The 19,530-nt window shown below is 40.5% G+C and carries 9 protein-coding genes; all 9 read right to left on the bottom strand.

Going from position 1 to position 19,530, the window contains the following annotated elements:
• Positions 1-6: 6 nt before the first annotated feature.
• Positions 7-2,205 (bottom strand): glycoside hydrolase family 3 N-terminal domain-containing protein, encoded by a 2,199-nt coding sequence (locus tag HC965_RS10690; RefSeq protein WP_191031490.1) that lies wholly within the window; start codon positions 2,203-2,205, stop codon positions 7-9.
• A 156-nt stretch (positions 2,206-2,361) separates the two neighbouring features.
• The gene (locus HC965_RS10685; RefSeq protein WP_191031489.1) at positions 2,362-5,220 is read right to left on the bottom strand and encodes a sugar-binding domain-containing protein; all 2,859 of its coding nucleotides are present in this window, start codon (positions 5,218-5,220) and stop codon (positions 2,362-2,364) included.
• 213 nt (positions 5,221-5,433) lie between these two features.
• Positions 5,434-7,761, bottom strand: coding sequence for a glycosyl hydrolase 115 family protein (locus HC965_RS10680; protein WP_191031488.1), 2,328 nt, complete (start codon positions 7,759-7,761; stop codon positions 5,434-5,436).
• Between the two features lie 29 nt (positions 7,762-7,790).
• Entirely contained in the window at positions 7,791-9,986 is a 2,196-nt protein-coding gene (locus HC965_RS10675) for an alpha-galactosidase (protein ID WP_191031487.1), read from the bottom strand.
• Positions 9,987-10,068: 82 nt separating this feature from the next.
• Entirely contained in the window at positions 10,069-12,102 is a 2,034-nt protein-coding gene (locus HC965_RS10670) for a glycoside hydrolase family 2 TIM barrel-domain containing protein (RefSeq protein ID WP_191031486.1), read from the bottom strand.
• A 120-nt stretch (positions 12,103-12,222) separates the two neighbouring features.
• A complete protein-coding gene (locus HC965_RS10665; RefSeq protein ID WP_191031485.1) occupies positions 12,223-13,893 on the bottom strand; it encodes a DUF6055 domain-containing protein in 1,671 nt (556 codons plus the stop codon).
• Positions 13,894-13,929: 36 nt separating this feature from the next.
• On the bottom strand, positions 13,930-16,053 hold the full coding sequence (locus tag HC965_RS10660) for a DUF1735 domain-containing protein (protein ID WP_191031484.1): 2,124 nt from the start codon (positions 16,051-16,053) through the stop codon (positions 13,930-13,932).
• Positions 16,054-16,079: 26 nt separating this feature from the next.
• Positions 16,080-17,510: a DUF1735 domain-containing protein gene (locus HC965_RS10655; protein WP_191031483.1), complete on the bottom strand. Its 1,431-nt coding sequence runs from the start codon at positions 17,508-17,510 to the stop codon at positions 16,080-16,082.
• Positions 17,511-17,531: 21 nt separating this feature from the next.
• A complete protein-coding gene (locus HC965_RS10650; protein ID WP_004323099.1) occupies positions 17,532-19,514 on the bottom strand; it encodes a RagB/SusD family nutrient uptake outer membrane protein in 1,983 nt (660 codons plus the stop codon).
• Between the last annotated feature and the right edge of the window lie 16 nt (positions 19,515-19,530).

Raw genomic sequence — 19,530 nt, 5'->3', positions numbered from 1 at the left:
CTTTTTTCAGTTAAGTGTGTATTTAATCTCTTGCAGATCACGACTATTGCCACCAACCATAAACGTAAAATCCCCTTTCTCAACCACGTATTTCATTTGGTTATTGTAGAAGCCGAGTTGCTCGTCTTTCACATCAAAAGTGATTGTTTTGCTTTCGCCCGGTTTCAGCTTTATCTTATCGAAACCTTTCAGTTCTTTGATAGGACGGGTAATAGAAGCCACTTCATCGCGCACATACAACTGCGCCACCTCTTCCCCTTCATATTTTCCAGTGTTTGTGATTGTAACGGACACACGTGCATGGATATCCTTACCATTACCCGGAAGTAATGTCAAATCCGAATAGTTGAAAGTAGTATATGACAACCCATAGCCAAATGGATAAGCCGGTTCGGTAGGAATATCTATGTATTTGGCACACCATCCGCCCAATGCGGTGGGACGTCCCGTGCTCTTATACTGATAGTACAAGGGAATTTGTCCGTTATGCTGCGGGAAAGTCATCGGCAGTTTGCCCGAAGGGTTATAGTCACCCCATAATACGTTGCAGATAGCATTGCCCGCTTCGCTTCCCAGCCACCAGGTACACAAGATAGCAGGCGCATCCCGACGTACCTCATTGAAAATAACAGGTCGACCACACATCATCAATACCACCACAGGCTTACCGGTCTTTACCAACTCTGAAACCAACCTTTGCTGTTCATCAGCAATGGAAATGTTCCCTTTCGAGCGCATCTCACCGCTTTCCCAAGCCTGCTCACCCATAGCTATAATTACCACATCCGATTGACGGGCAGCAGCCAAAGTCTGGTCGAGATTCACAATCTTATTGGTTTTCAGATCGTAGCCATCGTTATAGTTAATATCCACTCCCCGTTTCTCCATCGCTTCATACAGCGTGACTACCTTGCCTACTTCCGCACAAGACCATGCACCACACATATCTTTCTGCGACTTGGACAATGCTCCTATCAATGCCACCTTCCTGACAGCACCGGATAACGGCAACACTGAGTTTTCATTCTTCAACAGAACCACCGAACGTTCGGAAACATAACAGGCTTCTTTGCGGGATTCCTGCGAGCCAATCACCGTACGCTCTCTTTCTTCGTCACAATAGCGGAAAGGGTCTTCAAACAGTCCCAGTTTATATTTTTGCTCCAAAATACGTCTGACAGCATCATCTACCAGTTTCATAGATACTTTGCCCTCTTTTACCAAAGATGCCAGATTCTTGGAATAACATTCACTTACCATCTCCATATCCAATCCGGCTTTTATTCCTTTATAGGCAGCTTCTTTCTCGTCTTTTGCATAACGATGGTTTATCATTTCCCCTACCGAACCCCAGTCGGAAACGACAAATCCCTTAAATCCCCACTGGTTCTTCAAAAGCTCTCTCAACAGAAAAGGGCTTCCGGTAGCCGGTTCGTTATTAAAGTCATTGAACGCACTCATAAAGGTGGCAGCCCCGGCTTCCACACCGGCTTTATAAGGAGTCATATAGAAATTGGCAAACTGTCCCATAGACATATCTACGCTATTATAATCTTTTCCCGCAATGGCTGCGCCATATCCGGCAAAATGCTTGATACAGGATAATATCGTATTTTCCTTTGATAAATCATCTCCCTGCAAACCATGTACACGCGCTTTGGCAACCAATGCCCCATAATAAGGATCTTCGCCGGCACCTTCCATCACGCGTCCCCAACGGGCATCCCAGCTAATATCCACCATCGGAGCAAACGTCCAATGCAGTCCGGCTGCCGCCGCTTCCTTCGCCGCACATCTCGAACCTCTTTCTATGGCATCCAGGTCGAAACTGGCAGCCTCGGCCAAAGGCAACGGAAACCCCGTTCTATATCCATGAATAACATCCAGTCCGAAAAGCAAAGGAATCTGCAAACGGGATTTCATAGCCGCTTCCTGATATTTCCGCGTATTGGCAGCACCGGATACATTCAATAAAGAACCTATCAACCCTTTACTAATGTCTTCCGTACGACTAACACGGGTATTATCGGGCCCTGTGGCAAAACCACCGGAGCATTGGCTCAACTGCCCTACTTTCTCTTCCAGAGTCATTTTTTTCATGAGTCCGGATATAAAGCGATTCATCTTACTTTCATCGGTTTGATTTTGCGCCACACTTCCTAACGCAAAAATCATCATACATGCGTATGTTATCAGTTTCTTCATGGTTTTATTTTAAGAGTTTATCAGTATTGATTTTAATGGCAATACTATAAGTTTTACTTTCTATCGCAAAGATAGCCGCTGACCGGATTCACATTGGCGAATTGCGTACAAAAGGACAATAATATCGTAAAGTACCTCTCTCTTTTTTGCTTTCCGTTATTCGTAAGAGATATTTTCCAGTACTTTTATTCCATCTTTTTGAGTACCCGTTTCAAACAGGTTCTTAAACGATTCGGCTGAAAGCGAAGTAGAGGGTTTAAAGTCTGAAGAATTCATGTACTCCAGCAAACCGGCATAAAATTGCAAACCTTCAGGCGTATCGCGTACCGCATCCAAATCAGACATGCAAAGCAGCAATTTACCACCTTCGACATTCAACTCTATTAATAATCCGAGTTTATGGTTGCGTTCCACATTATCAATCACTTGCACAATAGGACGATATTCCTTAGGCATACCATCGAGAATAAGCGGATAACTATGCTTTATTATCGGATACCACTGCCAGTTCGTATGGAACTCTGTCGGGAAATCACTGAACACCGGATGTTCCGGATTTGTCAGGATTCCCAATGTACCCGGTGAAGCAGGTTTCTTGATACGGTCACAGATACTTTTGAACATACGATAATTCCAATAATCGGTTTGAAACAACCCGCCTACCGTGACTTCCTTACAGTCTTCCTTACGGGGCATCAGCAACACTTTCTTTCCCTGTTTTAAGGTATTCAACACATCGTCTGTCAATCGACGTGCCACTACAACATCACCCGCATTCAATTCTTTCTTTGCAGGATATATCCACAACGGATAACTATTCTGATAAGAAGTTCCCGATATATTCAATACTAACTCAGCCTTGTATGCTTTTGCCACATCGGGGAATACCAAACGAACAGTTCCGGCAGTCAGTAACCCCAATCCCGTAGGAATAACCATTTTACCTTTACCAAGACTTTTCTTTCCATCTTTCAGCTCCCATGAAACGCTCTTTCCCTTCAATGAGCTTTCTCCATAATTAGCTATTTCAACAGTACCAGTGAATGATTCACCACCTGTCCAACAAAATTTGGCTGTCGTCAACAAAGGAACTACTTCACTACAGAACTCTCTCCATTTCTTCGGTTCAACCAGTCCTTTGCTATCCATAAACGCATCCAGGATACCCACATAAGCAGAACCCTGTCCCGGATAATCCTGCAAATCGAGCAACTGAAAACCCGCCATCCGCTTGGAACGGAGGTTCATCTCAATATCTGCCCGGTAGAGTTCTACAGACCACGCCCCTGACGCTTTAAAGAAATCATCAGCTTGCTTCAGCATGCCGGCTTTCTCCAAACGGTTACGGAAAACTTCAAAATTCCAGGGAGCTAACACACCCGTGTATTTTTTCATTTCCTCATAGTCCGGATAGGTTTGGAACTGTCCTGTTTCGTGTCCGATTACAGGAACAGGGGATTTCTCCAAAGCCTCATCAAAATTCATCACCGAGTTGGGGTAAGTATTATTGAGATAACCACCTTCTTCCGCATCGGCAAAAGAAAAAGAAGCACGGGCATGAGTAGAATATCCCTCGCCACTACCGACACGGCAAGTCACCAGGAAATCTTCTCCGGGAATATGCCCTTTTGAGCCCAGGAAGATATTCGAGCCATATGTATATAAATGTCTCGGTTCTATCGAACGGAAACGGTTCACAAAATCTTTCATCACATTGATATCTCCCCCCAATTCATTACCCAAGGCAAAAAGTACGAAAGAAGCATGATTGCTATATTCACGCATTATGTTTTCTCCATCTTTCATCAGGAAGTCCATCAATTCAACGGATTCTTTTTTAAAGCCGCCCCAAATCGGTAATTCCGGCTGTAAATAAACGCCTTCCAAATCCGCGGCTTCAAAACAGGCGGCAGGCGGACACCAGGAATGAAAACGGCAATGGTTCAATCCGTATTCTTTGCAGATTCTGAAGTAACGCCGCCATTGTTCCAAATCCATCGCCGTATAGCCCGTCAGAGGAAACACACAAGCATCATGTTTTCCTCGGAGAAATGTTTTAGCGCCGTTTATGGTGAAATGCGTTCCGTCCGCTTTAAAGTCACGCAGACCGAAATGAACAGACTTTTCGTCTGTACCTTCTATTTCAGCTTTCAGTTGATACAAGGCCGGTTGAAGGTTGCTCCACAATAAGGCTTTATCACCTAGTTGATAAGTAAATTCATATTCTTTGCGCCCCTCTTTCAAATCATATTCTATAGATTTTACTTTATGTTTCCTGGAAGAATTAAACGCAGTAGCAGACAGACTGATTCTCTTTCCACTGATACCGGTACTTTGAGAAAGAGTCAGCTTTACTTTCACGGAACGGTCTGCCACCACAGGAAATGTCTGAACAGATTCGATAAACAACGGATTCATGGCTTGTAGTTCCATCCGTCCGATAATACCGTTCCAGTTTGTTTGAGTAGACTCCGTACAGGCATGGGAACTTGAACGGATTTGCTGGGGAATACTATTTCCGTTGTCCACACGGATGGTCAGTTTATGTGAACCGGGAGTCAGGAAGCGAGTCAGGTCATATTCCTGTGGGGTAGATAAATAGTTACACTTACCCACTTCCTGACCATCAATCCACACAGTTGTCGGACGCGTGCGTTCCAAAAACAGCACGATATGTTTTCCATTCCAGCCGGCCGGTATTTCTATATTCCGGGCATACCATGCCGCACCTTCATATTTATAATATCTGGATAAATAAGTAGTCTCTGAATTGTTGGTATTCTCTATTCCTTTTCGATTTGAATCTGTTGTACCGGGTAAAGTCACAGTTTCTGTAAAATCCATGTTCCACAGTTTTTCCTGTTCTCCCTTGTCGTGAGGGTCCAATGCAAAACTCCACGTTCCGCTCAAATCAATCATTTTGCGCAAACCTGATGTCTGCGCCCATGATGTACACAAAAAAACAAATAATAATAAAAGAGTTCCAGCTAATCGCTTACGCATAACTTTATTCATAATATATGATTTAATGTCCTTAATTTATCTGTTTACAAAGATAGGACGGAGAACAAACCACAATGACAAATCCCGTACAAAAAAACAATAATATCGTAAAAGCATCATTTGTATATGAAGAACCCACATCAGAACTCCCCATTACAAATAGATAAGATTTTTCTTTCTACTCATACAAATTAAAATATTTATGATTTATCTGAATATCTTTCATCACTTAGATAATAATATCTGATCCAAAACAACTCCTTCATCTAGAGCTTTTATCGTCAATTGATGTTCTTTTTTTCTATAAACAGGGAATGTCAGCTTCCTGATGGCCTGATTACGCAATACATTTTCTTTCCACTCCTCACTACGCCCTACTGTCTCATAAGTAAGTACGACAGGCCGACCATTATCCAGCGAAACCGCAATCCGCAGTTGTTCCCCATTGACCGGATGAACGGGCAATAATCTAATCTCTACATGGATTGAATCCATCTCACAATCTCTAAAGCTAAACGACAAAGTTTGATCTTTTTCAACGCCAGCAGCTTTTCCTTCATACCCTAGTCCTTTATGAATTAAAGGATTACCTTGAGTATATTCCGCACCATTCCATTTATGAATCACCGAACATTCTGTTATCATCGGTTCAGAAACTGTTTCATGTTTTACACGTTCGAAAACCGGCAATTTACGTGGTTGGAAATCCATCATCCGGTTCCATCTTTCATTATTATAAATACGTGTTAAAGTAACGATACTGTCATAAGCCATATCACTCTCTTTCCACTCTGCCTTGCCGTGACGTGCCAACTGTGCCTTTAACAATTTATTATTCATTTGGACAGAAGCCTGAACCGGATACTTAATCAACTGATAATAAGCATCCCGTTTGTGTGTAGCCACCCGTTTTCCAACCATTTCTACCGTTTCAGATAATGCATTGTATCTCTTCAGTCGCGCACGAATGTAAGATTCACTCCACGGCAAGTCTTTCACAATCCTATAATGAGGCTTATCCTCTTCACGGGTATTTCCCAAGAATTCGGGTCTACGTATATAAGCCAAACGATTATGCTCTTCCATAACAGGTAATAACGAGTCTGCTAATTCACTTCCGAATTCACGTTCCAAGAACTTATATTGATGAACGTCCACACCTTCCTCCGCCACCGCATCTATATTCCAGGCCATATCCATGAAAAGCTCAATCAAATATTCGGCAGGTTTAATATCACCCACATTCAAAATCCACATTTTCCGAATGCCTTTATCATAAGCCATCTTCATTTGATGATAAACCAAAGCGGGACTAGTGCTACTCAGCCAAAGATAGTCATGCGGACGCCCCCAATAAGATACATGATAATAAATACCATTTCCTCCCCTACGAGCACGCTCTTCATCTGTAGGAAAATGCCGTATATAACCATAATTATCATCACACCACATTAAAGTTACATCATCCGGCACCTGCAAACCATCACGATAAATATCAAGTACCTCCTTATAGGGGATAAAAACCTGTGGAATTTGCATTATATCTTTACTTACATACTTTTCTAATAATCCGCGCTGTTCTTCAATGACACGTTTCAATACTGCTTTCTGTTCCGCTATTGTTTTCGCTCCCTGCATACTTCCATCGTGTACACCACGCATCCCTAAAGTATAAATATTGTTTTGACGAGCAACTTCTTTTATACGGTTCTCCCAAAATTTGTACACCTCGGTACTATTAGTGACATAATTATAATTGCCTTTACCTCTTTTCTCCCACTCACCAGCCGCATTACAAACCATAGGTTCACAATGAGAAGAACCAATAAAAATGCCATATTTTGCCGCCACCTCCCTATTACCTTCCGTCAGAAAGAAAGGTAAAGTGCATTCATGCATAGCAGGCCAGTAGGAGTTGGCACGTAAACGTAGGAGAAGTTCGAATATACGTTCATGAGTTCGAGGACCAATATGCCCCTTGATATCAGATGGTTCGTACGTTTTACTGCTCCATGGCATCAATCCCCAGTCTTCATCATTGATAAAGATACCACGATACTCAACGTCAGGTGCCTGCGTTATCATAAACCCGCAAGTCAATTCAAAAGATTCTTTCTTATCAGGCACAGCATCCGCCCACCATTCCCATGGAGAAACACCAATCAAACGTGATAATTCCATGACACCATAGGCCGTCCCGTGCATATCACTACCGGCAACAAGCAATTCTCTCTTTTTAGTAACAGCCAACAGAAAAGCCTGTTTCTTTCCTTTTAGAACAGATAAATCTATTCCCGATTTATCAAGTAGTTTACTTTGCCCCAGTGTGCCAACAATGATGTCACCGCGCCGGGGAGTCATTTTTAAAGAGGCAGAGAGTACCGCCCGGCAGTCACGTCTCAAAAGTTCCAATGCCGTTTTCACCACCTGTCCTTCCGATACTTCGCAAGCCACTTTCACAGTTTGCCCTGACTGTATGTTAAAACTCATGTTTTGAGCGGAGCACACTAACGATGCCATCCATAAAAATAAACCCACCAATTGTCTTCTCATTGTACCATTTTATATCAGTTAACTTAAGTTTAATCTATCGCCTGAAGCTCTAAAGCAAGACTTGAATATTCGCTTTTCAATAACTCTTTTAGTGCAATGCCCTCCTCCATCAGAAGTTTTCCACTAATCACTTTTCCGTTTAGCACACAAGGTTTCTCTTTATCCACTGGCGTCAAGTCCACTAGACGATAATTCTTAGAAGGATCCAATCCATTCATCCGTACCACCGGAATAACCATATTGATAAAGTGAGAAATCTTATAAGCATAGAACACCGCCTTATCCTTTTCCGAGGTGACATACATCAAAGAAGACACTCCTTTGTCATCATACGGAGAAACCAATCGGTATAAATCGCCGAACTGCACCGTCGGACGGATCTCTTTATAAGCAGCAATAGCCCGTTGAGCAAAAGTCTTATCCACATCGCTCATGTCTTTCGGTTGGATTTCCATCCCCAAACGACCAGACATTGCAACATCAAAACGGAATTTCAATGGAATACGGCGTCCGGTCTGATGATTCTTATCAGCACTTACATGCGATGCCATAGCGATAGCCGGGTAAAAGTTGGAAACACCCCATTGCATATAAATTCTTTGTAGAGCATCTGTATCGTCACTGGTCCAAAACTCGTCGAAATAGGGAAGTAAGCCATAGTTCACACGAGCACCACCGCCGGCGCAAAGCTGTATCACCAGCTTCGGATACTTGGCACGAATACGATCAAGCGCTTTCATCAGACCTCTGTGATATTCAATATAAAGATGAGACTGCTTATTCTTAGGCAAATAAAAAGATCCGTAATCCATCAGACTACTGTTATCATCCCATTTCATATAAGCAATTTCAGGATGCTTAGTCATCAAGTTATCAACTACTCCGAAGACAAAGTCCTGCACTTTGGGGTTTGTCAAATCCAAAACCACCTGTGTTTTTCCACGGCCGGTAGATAACGGACGATTATCAATCTTCATAATCCAGTCCGGATGTTTCTCGAACAATTCGCTTTTGGTATTCGCCATTTCAGGTTCGATCCAGATACCGAACTTAATCTGATGTTTCTTGGCCGATGCCAATAACCCTTCAATTCCTTCCGGTAGCTTTTCTTTGCAAACTTCCCAGTCTCCCAGACTACTATTTCCTGCATTACGAGGATATTTATTCCCAAACCAGCCGTCATCCATGACGAACAATTCGCCACCCATAGCAGAAAAAGCCTCCATCATTTCATCCATGCCTTTTTGGTTTACTTTAAAGTAAACACCTTCCCAGCTATTCAACAGAATATCATGCGGCTTATCGCCCTGATTCATCTTGTACTGACGTGCCCAATGATGGAAGGCACGACTCACCCCACCTTTGCCATTAGTACTATATGTCATAGCAAATTCAGGAGTTACGAATGTCTCTTTCGGTTCCAGTATGTATTGTGAACTTTCTTCATTCATACCGGCTATTATATTCAGTGCCGTGTTGCGAACATCCAGTTTCAACTTATAATTACCACTCCAGACCAGAACGCCCCCAAACACTTTTCCTGATTCTTCCTGCGGTCTGCCATCCAATGATAACATAAAAGACGGATTATCAGTTTCCGTATTCGCAAGTCCATCTTTGTTGGCAATCACTTTTTGCCCGTTCGTCAGTTTCTCTTCATCCATCGTATGTTCCGCACCCCACGAGCCATGAAAATGCGTCAGCCAGTTATCTCCCCGAAACATCGGAAGATAAGCGGAAGCAAACTGATAAAGGGTTACCGGTTTCTTACCGTTATTAATTATTTCCACCCAAGTGGTTATTACATCCGTGCCTTTATAAGCCTTATAATATTGCTTCACCCAAACAGGATAAATTTTATCTTTCAGAAGAACTTCGGTTATCTCTCCATCCTTGGAAGTGTATTGAGTAACCGCATCTACCGCCAAGTCAAGTGACATATTGCCATCCGGTTGAGTAATAGCAATCGCTTTCTCCCCTACCGTCTGGAGACCGAAAGCGGGATAGCTGTTCGCATTCAATACCAGTCCGGCATCATAGATACTTTGTATCTGCCCGGGAGCAATACTGACTCCATAATATTGCATATTTGATGGTTCACCTGCATTTGCTGTAATCAACAATGACGTTTTGGACGTCGAAATCAAATAATCTTTAGCAAATAAAGAACTTGATAATAACAAACCAATAGTGGCTATTAAGATCTGCTTCGTATTTATAATCATAGATTTGTTTTTATTATATTGATATTAAGTATTACCTTTTCCTGCCCATTAGATGTATTCAACCCAGTATAATATATACTTTTCATAAAATGCAATAATACATATCTGTCAGTGTCTGTTTCTTATTTGTAGTTTTCACTTCTATTTTATTCTTTCCAGGGGTCAATATCACATGTTTCCACTCCAAGATAGAATACCGGTCTGTTTCCACTTTACCACAACTCTTTCCGTTGACAAATAATTCTGCTTCAGGTTGATTGGAAAAGGCTATAATCGTTTGTTGTCGCTGCACACGTATTATGTTACGTTTACCTATTAAATAAATCATAGGATCCTCTTTATTCCAATTCGCTTTATAAAAATAAAAAGCATCTTTTCGCACTTTCCGATCAAATGTAACCAACCCTTTGTCATTAACTCCAGGACGATCACCCTCGGTGCGGTGCGCAGCACCAAAGTCAAACATATTCCACACAAAACTTCCCCAAACAAAAGGACGTTCGGTTATCGCTTTCCAGTTTTCTATATGATAATAAGTTTGCCAATTTTCCGGATGCCACCAACTTGTGGGATTTGTTTTCACTAGCGAATCTTGTTGATGATATATACTTGCGCCGGCACCATATTCACTAATAGCAATACGAATTTCAGGATATTCTTTATGCATCCAGTCCAGCCATTTTCCTAAATCTTGTGGGGTACCACCATACCATCCGTCATAGCGGTTCCAGGCAATAAGATCGGTCACAAAGTTTATTTTTCCTGATTGGTTACTGGCAGAAGTGGTGGGGCGAGTAGTATCTTCCTGATGTGCCAGTACATTCAACTCATTAATGTACTCCACCGGATTATCTCCATATTCTGTCAACTCATTAAACAATCCCCAAACACAAATAGAAGGATGATTATAATGCTGACGAATTAATTCTTTAAGCTGTTCTTTTCCATTGGCACGGAAAGACGGTGAATCAACGAAACCCTTATCTTCATACCCGCCAGGACCGATAAAAGGAATTTCAGCCCATACCACTATACCAAGCTTATCCATGAGGTCATAAAAATAAGTAGCTTGAGGATAATGAGCCAGTCGCACGGCATTCACTCCCATTTCCAGCATCAATGCCGCATCCTCTTCGTGATGCTCGGGATGCAAAGCATTACCTATCTCGCTCCTATCTTGATGACGGCATACTCCTCGAAGTGGCAAATGTTTTCCATTCAAGAAAAAACCCTCATCCGGATCTATTCGATAAAAACGAAGCCCCAAAGGCTGTATTACCTGATCTAGTATCTCTCCGTTATGCAAAAGAGAGACTTCTACCTGATACAGAAACGGATCTTGTCGTCCATTCCATAAATGTGGATTATTCAACTCTATCCTCATTTCTTTTTGTGAAACAGAATCAGGATAAAGTGTAACCTTTTCGTTTTTTTCTTTCACTACTTTACCTGCATTCGAGAGAATAATGTTAAGTTCCAGTTCCCGTAATTTGTCACTTCCGTTAGACAAATCAATAAGAGCACGTACACAAGCATATTCATGACTTACGCTATCTTGAATCAGTCGAACGCCCGGAGAAGCATAATCCAAAGGAGAAATACAAATCTCATCGGTAACTAATAAATGTACATCCCGATAAATTCCTCCATAAAAATTGAAGTCTCCGACCAAAGGCATTATATCCAACTGTTCACCATTATTCACTCGTACTAAAATAGAATTGTCCCTTCCATACTCTACTCTATCTGTGATTTCAAACACAAAAGCTCCATATCCTCCTCTATGTTCACCAATATGTTTACGGTTAATAAACACATTAGCTATACTATTCACTCCTTCAAAACGTAAAAAGAGACGTTTCCCTTTCCATTGTGACTGGACAAATAGCTTCTTCTCATAATTGCCAATTCCTCGCTTATAATCTATTTTACCAGATAAGGCATCCTGCGCATTCCAAGTATGAGGTAGATCCACTCGAACTTCCGTACCTTTTTGTACTTGATGAGAAAAACGGAATTTCCACTGATTATTTAGCAGGATATCCTGTCTTTCAGCAAAGACTATCGAACTATAACACAAAAAAGCAACAACAAATGCCCATAAACGATGTTTCATATTTACCAAGACTTAAATTACGGTTTCGAATAGCAATATCCATTAACAAAAACGAATGATTATCTTTAAAGAGCTACTTAAGGTAACTTTCTCAAAAATAATCATTCGTTTATTGAGACCTTACTTCTTAATTACTCTACATTTGTCACCATCTGGTTCTGTGTTATTCAATGTAAACTGATAAGGCCACTGATTGTCAGCCCCCGTATCATAGATTTCTTTGGGAGTAGCAGCCACTACCAGCCAAAGATGTTCCGTATTCTCGGGAACCTGAAGACTTGCAGATCCTATATCTTCTTTACTTGGCTCGCCATATACACGTGAACCATCTTTCAGCACAGCCAGAAATCCATATCTCCATTGAGCATTATTCGGTTTGTGAATATTATACTCTGAACTGTTTATTATACCTCTAAAATTAACTTTTACTGTAGTTCCAGCCTCCGGTACTGTTAATTTAATACCGTTATATCCATAGTTGCTCGGGCAACGTTCGGGTGAGATCCGATAAGTCACTCCCAATTGAACAAGCTGACAAGTATGCACATTAGCTCCTCTGGCAGCATATGCCATTTCAATACGCGGCAAATCCCAGGTAATGAAACGGGATGCAGCATCATACATTTCTTCATTGAGTTGTTCTTGATTAATGTGAGTCAAACGTTTATAGGTTTTAATAAAGTTGAGTTGGCCCGATTCTGTCTTATCGTCCAAAGTAGTCTCCTGAAATATTCTGCTCATGATTTCCACTCCATGCTTATTCGCCCAATACTCAAACATATACGGGTTATTGTATGCATTGTCATTATGCCCCAATGATCGATGCGTGCCACTGATATAATTCGTAAAATGATTAAATTCCTGATCAATCCATTCCGGAGAACGTCTAAGCAATGTCCATTGCGAGGTCATTTCAAATATCGGGCCAGGGAACCAAGCATCTTTAATACCTGAATCCCACAAAGCCAAATATTGGAAACTGTGAGACACCTCATGATATACCATATTAGGATTTCCCGAATGATGTGGACGAATAGCCAACTCACCTACCGGATAATTTCCTCCTCCTGTAGCACCACCCTCACTATCATTTATCACATACACAATGAGCTTGTATTTATTCGTCACGGATTCTTCCTTATTTCCAAAGTACAAATCATATTTCATGAAGTCATATACTTCCTCCGCCATTTTCAGCAAATCATCCGGATTGAACTTCCGCTCTGCATTTTGTGGATTGGTACCAAATGATTTTTCCCAAAAAAGAGCCACATTGTCGCTTTCTTTCATGTAGTGCTTATTAAATTTGCTGTTTTCGTTTTCAAAAAGTTCAGGTCCGCTTTGTCCGATCATAGTATGTTCCGGAATAAGTAACACCTTTTCTACTTGTGTAAATACAAACCTATAAGTATCATCATTTGCGTTATTAGTTATCACGACTTCACTTTTTTTCCCAGGGTCTTTAGCTGGATTGGCAGCTACCGTAAGAGTAATCTCTCCACTACCACTTTGCTCGCCCGAGGGATTAGCAGTCACCAAATCTCCACTTACCACTTCCACTTTCCACGTCACTTCCGGTGAAGCTGTAACCGTCAAGTGATAATCTTTACCAGTAAAAGGAGCATTTACAACAACCGGTCGGGTATAATTGCAAACCAAGCTCAAGGAAGTCACTTCAAAAGTAAGTGGCCTTTCTCTCTTTCCGCTATCGTCATCATCGTTACAAGCCGTCGCATTAACTGCTAATAACATTATAGGAAGAATCTTCCACATCCATTTTAAAATATTCATATTTGTTTCTTTTATGATTTGATCTTATAAAATTTATCACTTACCATATATCTTCAACTGTTGAAGGGCAACGCACGGGTAATCACCACTATTATTCCACTTCGTATAATCATAACCCAATATATCCTTTACATTATTGTTACTATAAGTCTTATCACGACTAGATATGAATGACAATCGTACCAAAGTCGCTCCACTCTCTTTCAAACTGTAAAGTGACAATTTGGACAAATCTTCTTCGCTGACACGACCAATCCAAGTTTTGTCTGCAAACGGCAGTTGGTTATCCTCATATTTCAATTCTCCAATCTTCTTCAAATCATCATTACTTGTTCCGGCATAAACAACAATTTCATTAGGAACAGCATTAGGCCAATTCCTCGGCAAATAGTTGAATGAGAATGCTTGGGAAAGAGGTTTATTTGAGAAATCAATATCGAGATACACGCCATATACCGGATCTATTTTAGGATCGTTTTTACCTCCGTTAGGTGACCAAATGGATTGCCAATAATTATTATATGCAAGTAGATTACCTACATTATTGCCTCCGTCAGTAGCACTTGCCTTTAGCATATTCGCTTCTAGATTTATATTTCTCAAGTCACTGATCGACTCCACTTTTGTTTCCATAATCACGTGAACATAGGTTATCTTTTCTTTGACTTCGAAAGGACTATTACCACATCCAATTGGAATAATCGGATACAAATAATCCTTATCTAAAGTCAAACCATCCCCTGACAATGTAGCAGTCACTAATTTCTCATTATCTTCCTGTGTAAATTCGGAAGATGATAAAACGCAGTTGCCTTTGGGTAATAATGTATAGGAAGTACCTTTATCCGCATTATATTTATCAACCGCAGCTTTCAAAGCAGTTTCGTTCTCTTCAAATTCCACCGTAAATTCCCACTGATTGATTACATCAAGAGAAAGATTAAAACCGTAAGATGCCTTTTTCTCTCCTTGGTCCAAAATAAGAATATGCTTGTACTCTTTCGACTCCATAGTAACAACAGGAGTTGCAATACGAGGTTTCATAAAGATTTCAGAGGCGGGGAAGCCATCTACATAAACACGAATACCCCAAACATATTCTTTATCCTCATCCAACTCTCCTACTTCTTTTTTAAATGTTATTTTTACATCTTTCGACAGATCCGAATCATCAAAATCAACAAAAGCAGGCATTACAATATAATCTTCAGGAATAGATATGTAGCTTGTACCATACAAAGAGTTATGTGCGTTCAGTTCCTCTTCTGTGAATGCAGAAAGAGTCACTTCACCCTCTTCTTTATTAATTGTCAATAAGGTAGTGATATCCTGATTGGCATTATAAAAGTCAAATTGTTTCACGCTCCTTGAGATATTCCGATCGTATATGTTCACTACCAACCAAATCAATTCAGCCTTTCTATCACCTACAGAAACTATTATAGGCAACATATACTCTTCACTTGTACTCAAATCTCCTGTTTTCTTATTGAATTTAATATCCAATAAGGCAGATGCCTCTCCATCAAAACTTATCGAATTTGGCAAAGTATAGCAATCAGTAGGGAGAAGTTTATACAGAGTGAGATTATCCTCATTATATTTATCCAGTTCTTCTTGGCCAAGTGAAGAAATAGAGACATTACCCTCTACCTTATTTATAGAAGTAGTATAAATAAGTTCTTCTTTGTTATATCTGTCCTCATTATAATGAATGTAAGCATATAATTCTTCTTTTTGCGCCATTTGATTCGGATCATACGACTGTGTAAACGCATATCTATAAATCTCGTCGTTAACACTGTTTCTAATAGTCACTGTAGCCACTCTGTTTTTTATATTAGTCGGGTTGCTTGATGCAACAATCAAAATCTCTCCGTCCCCACTTTGTTTAGTCACAGGTGTGGCTACTATCCAACTGCCACCTTCAAGCTTAGTTGTCCAAATTACATCCACAGAAGATTTTACAGCCAACTTATATGTCTGTCCCTCTATAGGTACCACAACATCGATAACATTATTACTGTTACATTCCAAATCCGTTGAAGAAAGTTCGAAGAATGACGAAGTTGTATCATCATCGTCACTACAACTTGCCATTGCTACAGATAATAGTAGCACGGGAATGATTCTCCATATATTTTTCATTAAAGCTTCCATATATTTTCGTTTTTATTCCTTCACAATTATTTACCATACAATCTAAATCCTGATATTGCGACCGAGTTCTGGTCTCCACTCATGGCTCCGGATTGTGTCAGGTTTTTAATTTGCGTACCATTAGCACTAGACAAGAAAGAGACACGAATTAAAGATATCTCTTGACGTCCTACCGAGAATTGAGGCATATCTACATTTTGTTCAGGGTCATCTGTCCAAACTCCACCTTTTTTAGGCAAATTATTTTTCGTTGCACTCAACTCACCCACTTTTCTCAAATTATCCACACTCGTTCCTACATAAAGAATAATCTGATTAGGTACAGCATTTGCATACTCTCTAGTCGAATAATCAATCTTAATTTGCTTCTCTATCATAGGAGTAACATCAGATACGTCAATATCTATATACACACCATATTTCGAATCATGCTTAGGGTCTGTATTGCTTGTCCAAATAGATTCATAATATGTTTTAATATCATTATCAAGCATATTTTTGAGTGGTTGACCAGGATGTATACTATTGGAACTCAACATATCATCAGCCAAAGAAATTAATTTCAATTCACCGGTAACCATCACATGAATGTAACAGATTGCTTCTCTTACATCAAACGGCATGCCCACCACCTTTTTCGGAATAATTGGAAGCAGGTAATCATCCATCATGAGATTATTATTATTCACCTCCACAAAAGAGGAAGCAAGTGCCTCGCCTGCAGGAAAAAGTATTGTTGATTCAAACGAACGATTTTCCTTAGGTAAAAGAAGATAATCAACTCCCATCGTTTCATTATATTGCCTTACAGCTTTTTCCAACTCATCTTCGTTGTTCTCTATTCTCAATTTGAGATCCCACTCGTTTTTCACGTCTAAATAGAAAGCAAGCTCAAAACTTTGTTTCTCTCTCTTACCCTCTTCCATTCTGATTACATGAACCCCCGTAGGATCCGTAATGATGCTAGGTACGATGATGTTCGGCTTGAAATAAATGATATTTTTGTTATCATTCACCGTTCCATTATCAGCTTCTAAACGAATGGGGAGCATATACTCACCGATCTTAGCCAGTTCACTCATATTTCCTTTGAATACCACATCTACATTTCTATATTCGACACCATCCTCAAAGGCTACTGTAGCAGGCATATCATAGTATTCCGGAGCTAAAAGTTTATAATCGCCATCTATAGTTGCATTATACTCGTCCATTTCAGCCTGAGTAAAAGGAACCAAATTGATAGTGCTGGTTCCATTCAACCCATGACCTCCTCTTCCAACAGTGATGGTCTGAACTTTGGCACTATTCACACTATAGAAGTCAAATTCATTAACCCCCTCTTTCAGATAATAGTAGACAGAGTCAAATTCCTCCGTATAGTTTTTATTACCATCTTCACAAGAGAGAGTGGTCACCACTACTCCGAGAAGAAATAAAATATATATATTTTTCATACTGTATATCTTTTTAATTAATTAATTGCCATAACCGGGAGCTTGAACCAATTGCGGATTAGAATTCACATCAACATAGTAAATTGGAAGTATATACTGCCTATTATTCCATTCATAAGGTTGATTCACCTTAATACGTTGCCTGAATTCGTCATACTCCAATCCTTTTTCTTCAGCTCTCAATCCTTCACGCTTTCCAGCAGCCAAATATTTACCTCCTTCTACCCAACGTCGTACGTCAAAGTAGCGCTGTCCTTCTGCATAGAACTCTACATAACGTTCGTTCTTAATCCATTCCATCAATGGCATATCTGTTAAATCCTCTTTAGTAATGGCCTTCAAACCGGCACGTTGGTGTACCGCATTAAGATTCTTAAGAGCTTCAGTCGCGTAAGTATCCGATTTACCATCCGAAGACAAATTGGCCTGACATTCTGCTAACATCAGATAAAGATCTGCCATACGAATCAATGGATAGGCAGGATTCGGAATTCCTCCACCACCGGATAAGTCCAGTTGCGTGTTAGGATCCAGGAACTTCTGGATAGCAAAGCCGGTTACCAAGTGATTACGGTTATACTTTGCCGGATTATATCCTTGTTTATCAGGATCTCTCGTATCTATTTGAATCGGTTGTCCATTGGCTAGACGAGAAGAATAATCGCCTTGATGGAATCCCAACCATGCATAAAATCGAGGTTCACGAGCTACACAAATATTAAAAAGTTCCGAACGGCCAGTAACACCCGCCGGGTCCAACCATTTACTTTCAGCAGGATATTCATTCTTTGATGCAGCGATTTTGGGCAAGGTCCCTTTATTGGTATAGAAATGTTCTACAGCATATAAATAAGGAGAAGTTGAGCTCCAACCTCCATATTCAGAACCATTGTTAAGTTTCATTATGTTGTTTGGTATACTTCCGAAGACAAAGTTGGTAGTTTTGTGTAACTCCCACAGAATTTCCAGATTGCCATCACTGCCTTTGGCTGTCATCATATAACGCAAAGTCAATACTTTATTCTGAAATGCCTTAACTTCAGTATCGGTCCCCTCTATATTAGGAATATAGGGCATCGGAAGTCCTTTCTGCTCCTGCAAACTTTCATCGCCAGCTCTTGTGCCAAATAAATAGTGTCCTGCATCCAAAGCTGCATTCAATGCTTCTTGAGCAGCTTCCTCTGCGCGTACCCATTTCTCACGATCGTATGTAGTACTCACCAACGCTGTACCGTATCCCGGAGTTTCCATGGCCTTTCCTAACTTTACGTTTTTCCACTCTGGGTAGGGGAACTTTCCATTCCATAAAGGAGAAGCTGCATAAAGTAATACTTTTGCTTTCAGTGCAAGAGCGATAGGGCGAGTAGCTCTACCCACTTCTGTGTTCGAACGAGTATTCCTCAACTTATCACCTGCAAGTACCTTTTCATCCAATAGTCGAACAATCCAATCCGTCACATAATCATAGTGCATACGACCCGGATATTCATTTTCACTAGCGGTCTGTGGAAGTAGTCTGTCGCTGATGGGACAAGGTCCATAACAACGCAGCACCTCAAAATGGTAATAAGCCATCAGGAAATAAGCCTCTGCTTCCCACTCCTCTTTTATCAAATCACTTACCGGTGCCTTTTTCAGTTCCTGTAGGAACAGATGAATTTGCCCGATATATCTGTAATAGTTACTCCATTTACCACCATCATTATTATTACCTGTAAATAGATTATGAGCTACTTTGAGTGAATTATAACCTTGCAAACTATACTCAAGCGGAACAGCATATTCATCTGCAGAGGCTTCTGTATTTTCAAAAGCTACAGGCGATTGTATTCCTGCATAACAAGAATGTAAGAACCCCAAAGTGCTGTTGAAATCTTGTGTTGCGTCATCCAAATCAGCTTGTTCTACCGGAACAATCTCAAGGAAATTACAGGAGGCTGTTAAGCAGCATAGCGAGATGAACAATGCCCCACTTAGTATTCTAATTGTATTTAATAGTTTCATATATGACAATTTTTAG

The organism is Bacteroides sp. GM023 (assembly GCF_014750685.1).
Taxonomy (GTDB): Bacteria; Bacteroidota; Bacteroidia; order Bacteroidales; family Bacteroidaceae; genus Bacteroides.
This window is presented reverse-complemented; position numbering and strand designations above follow the sequence as displayed.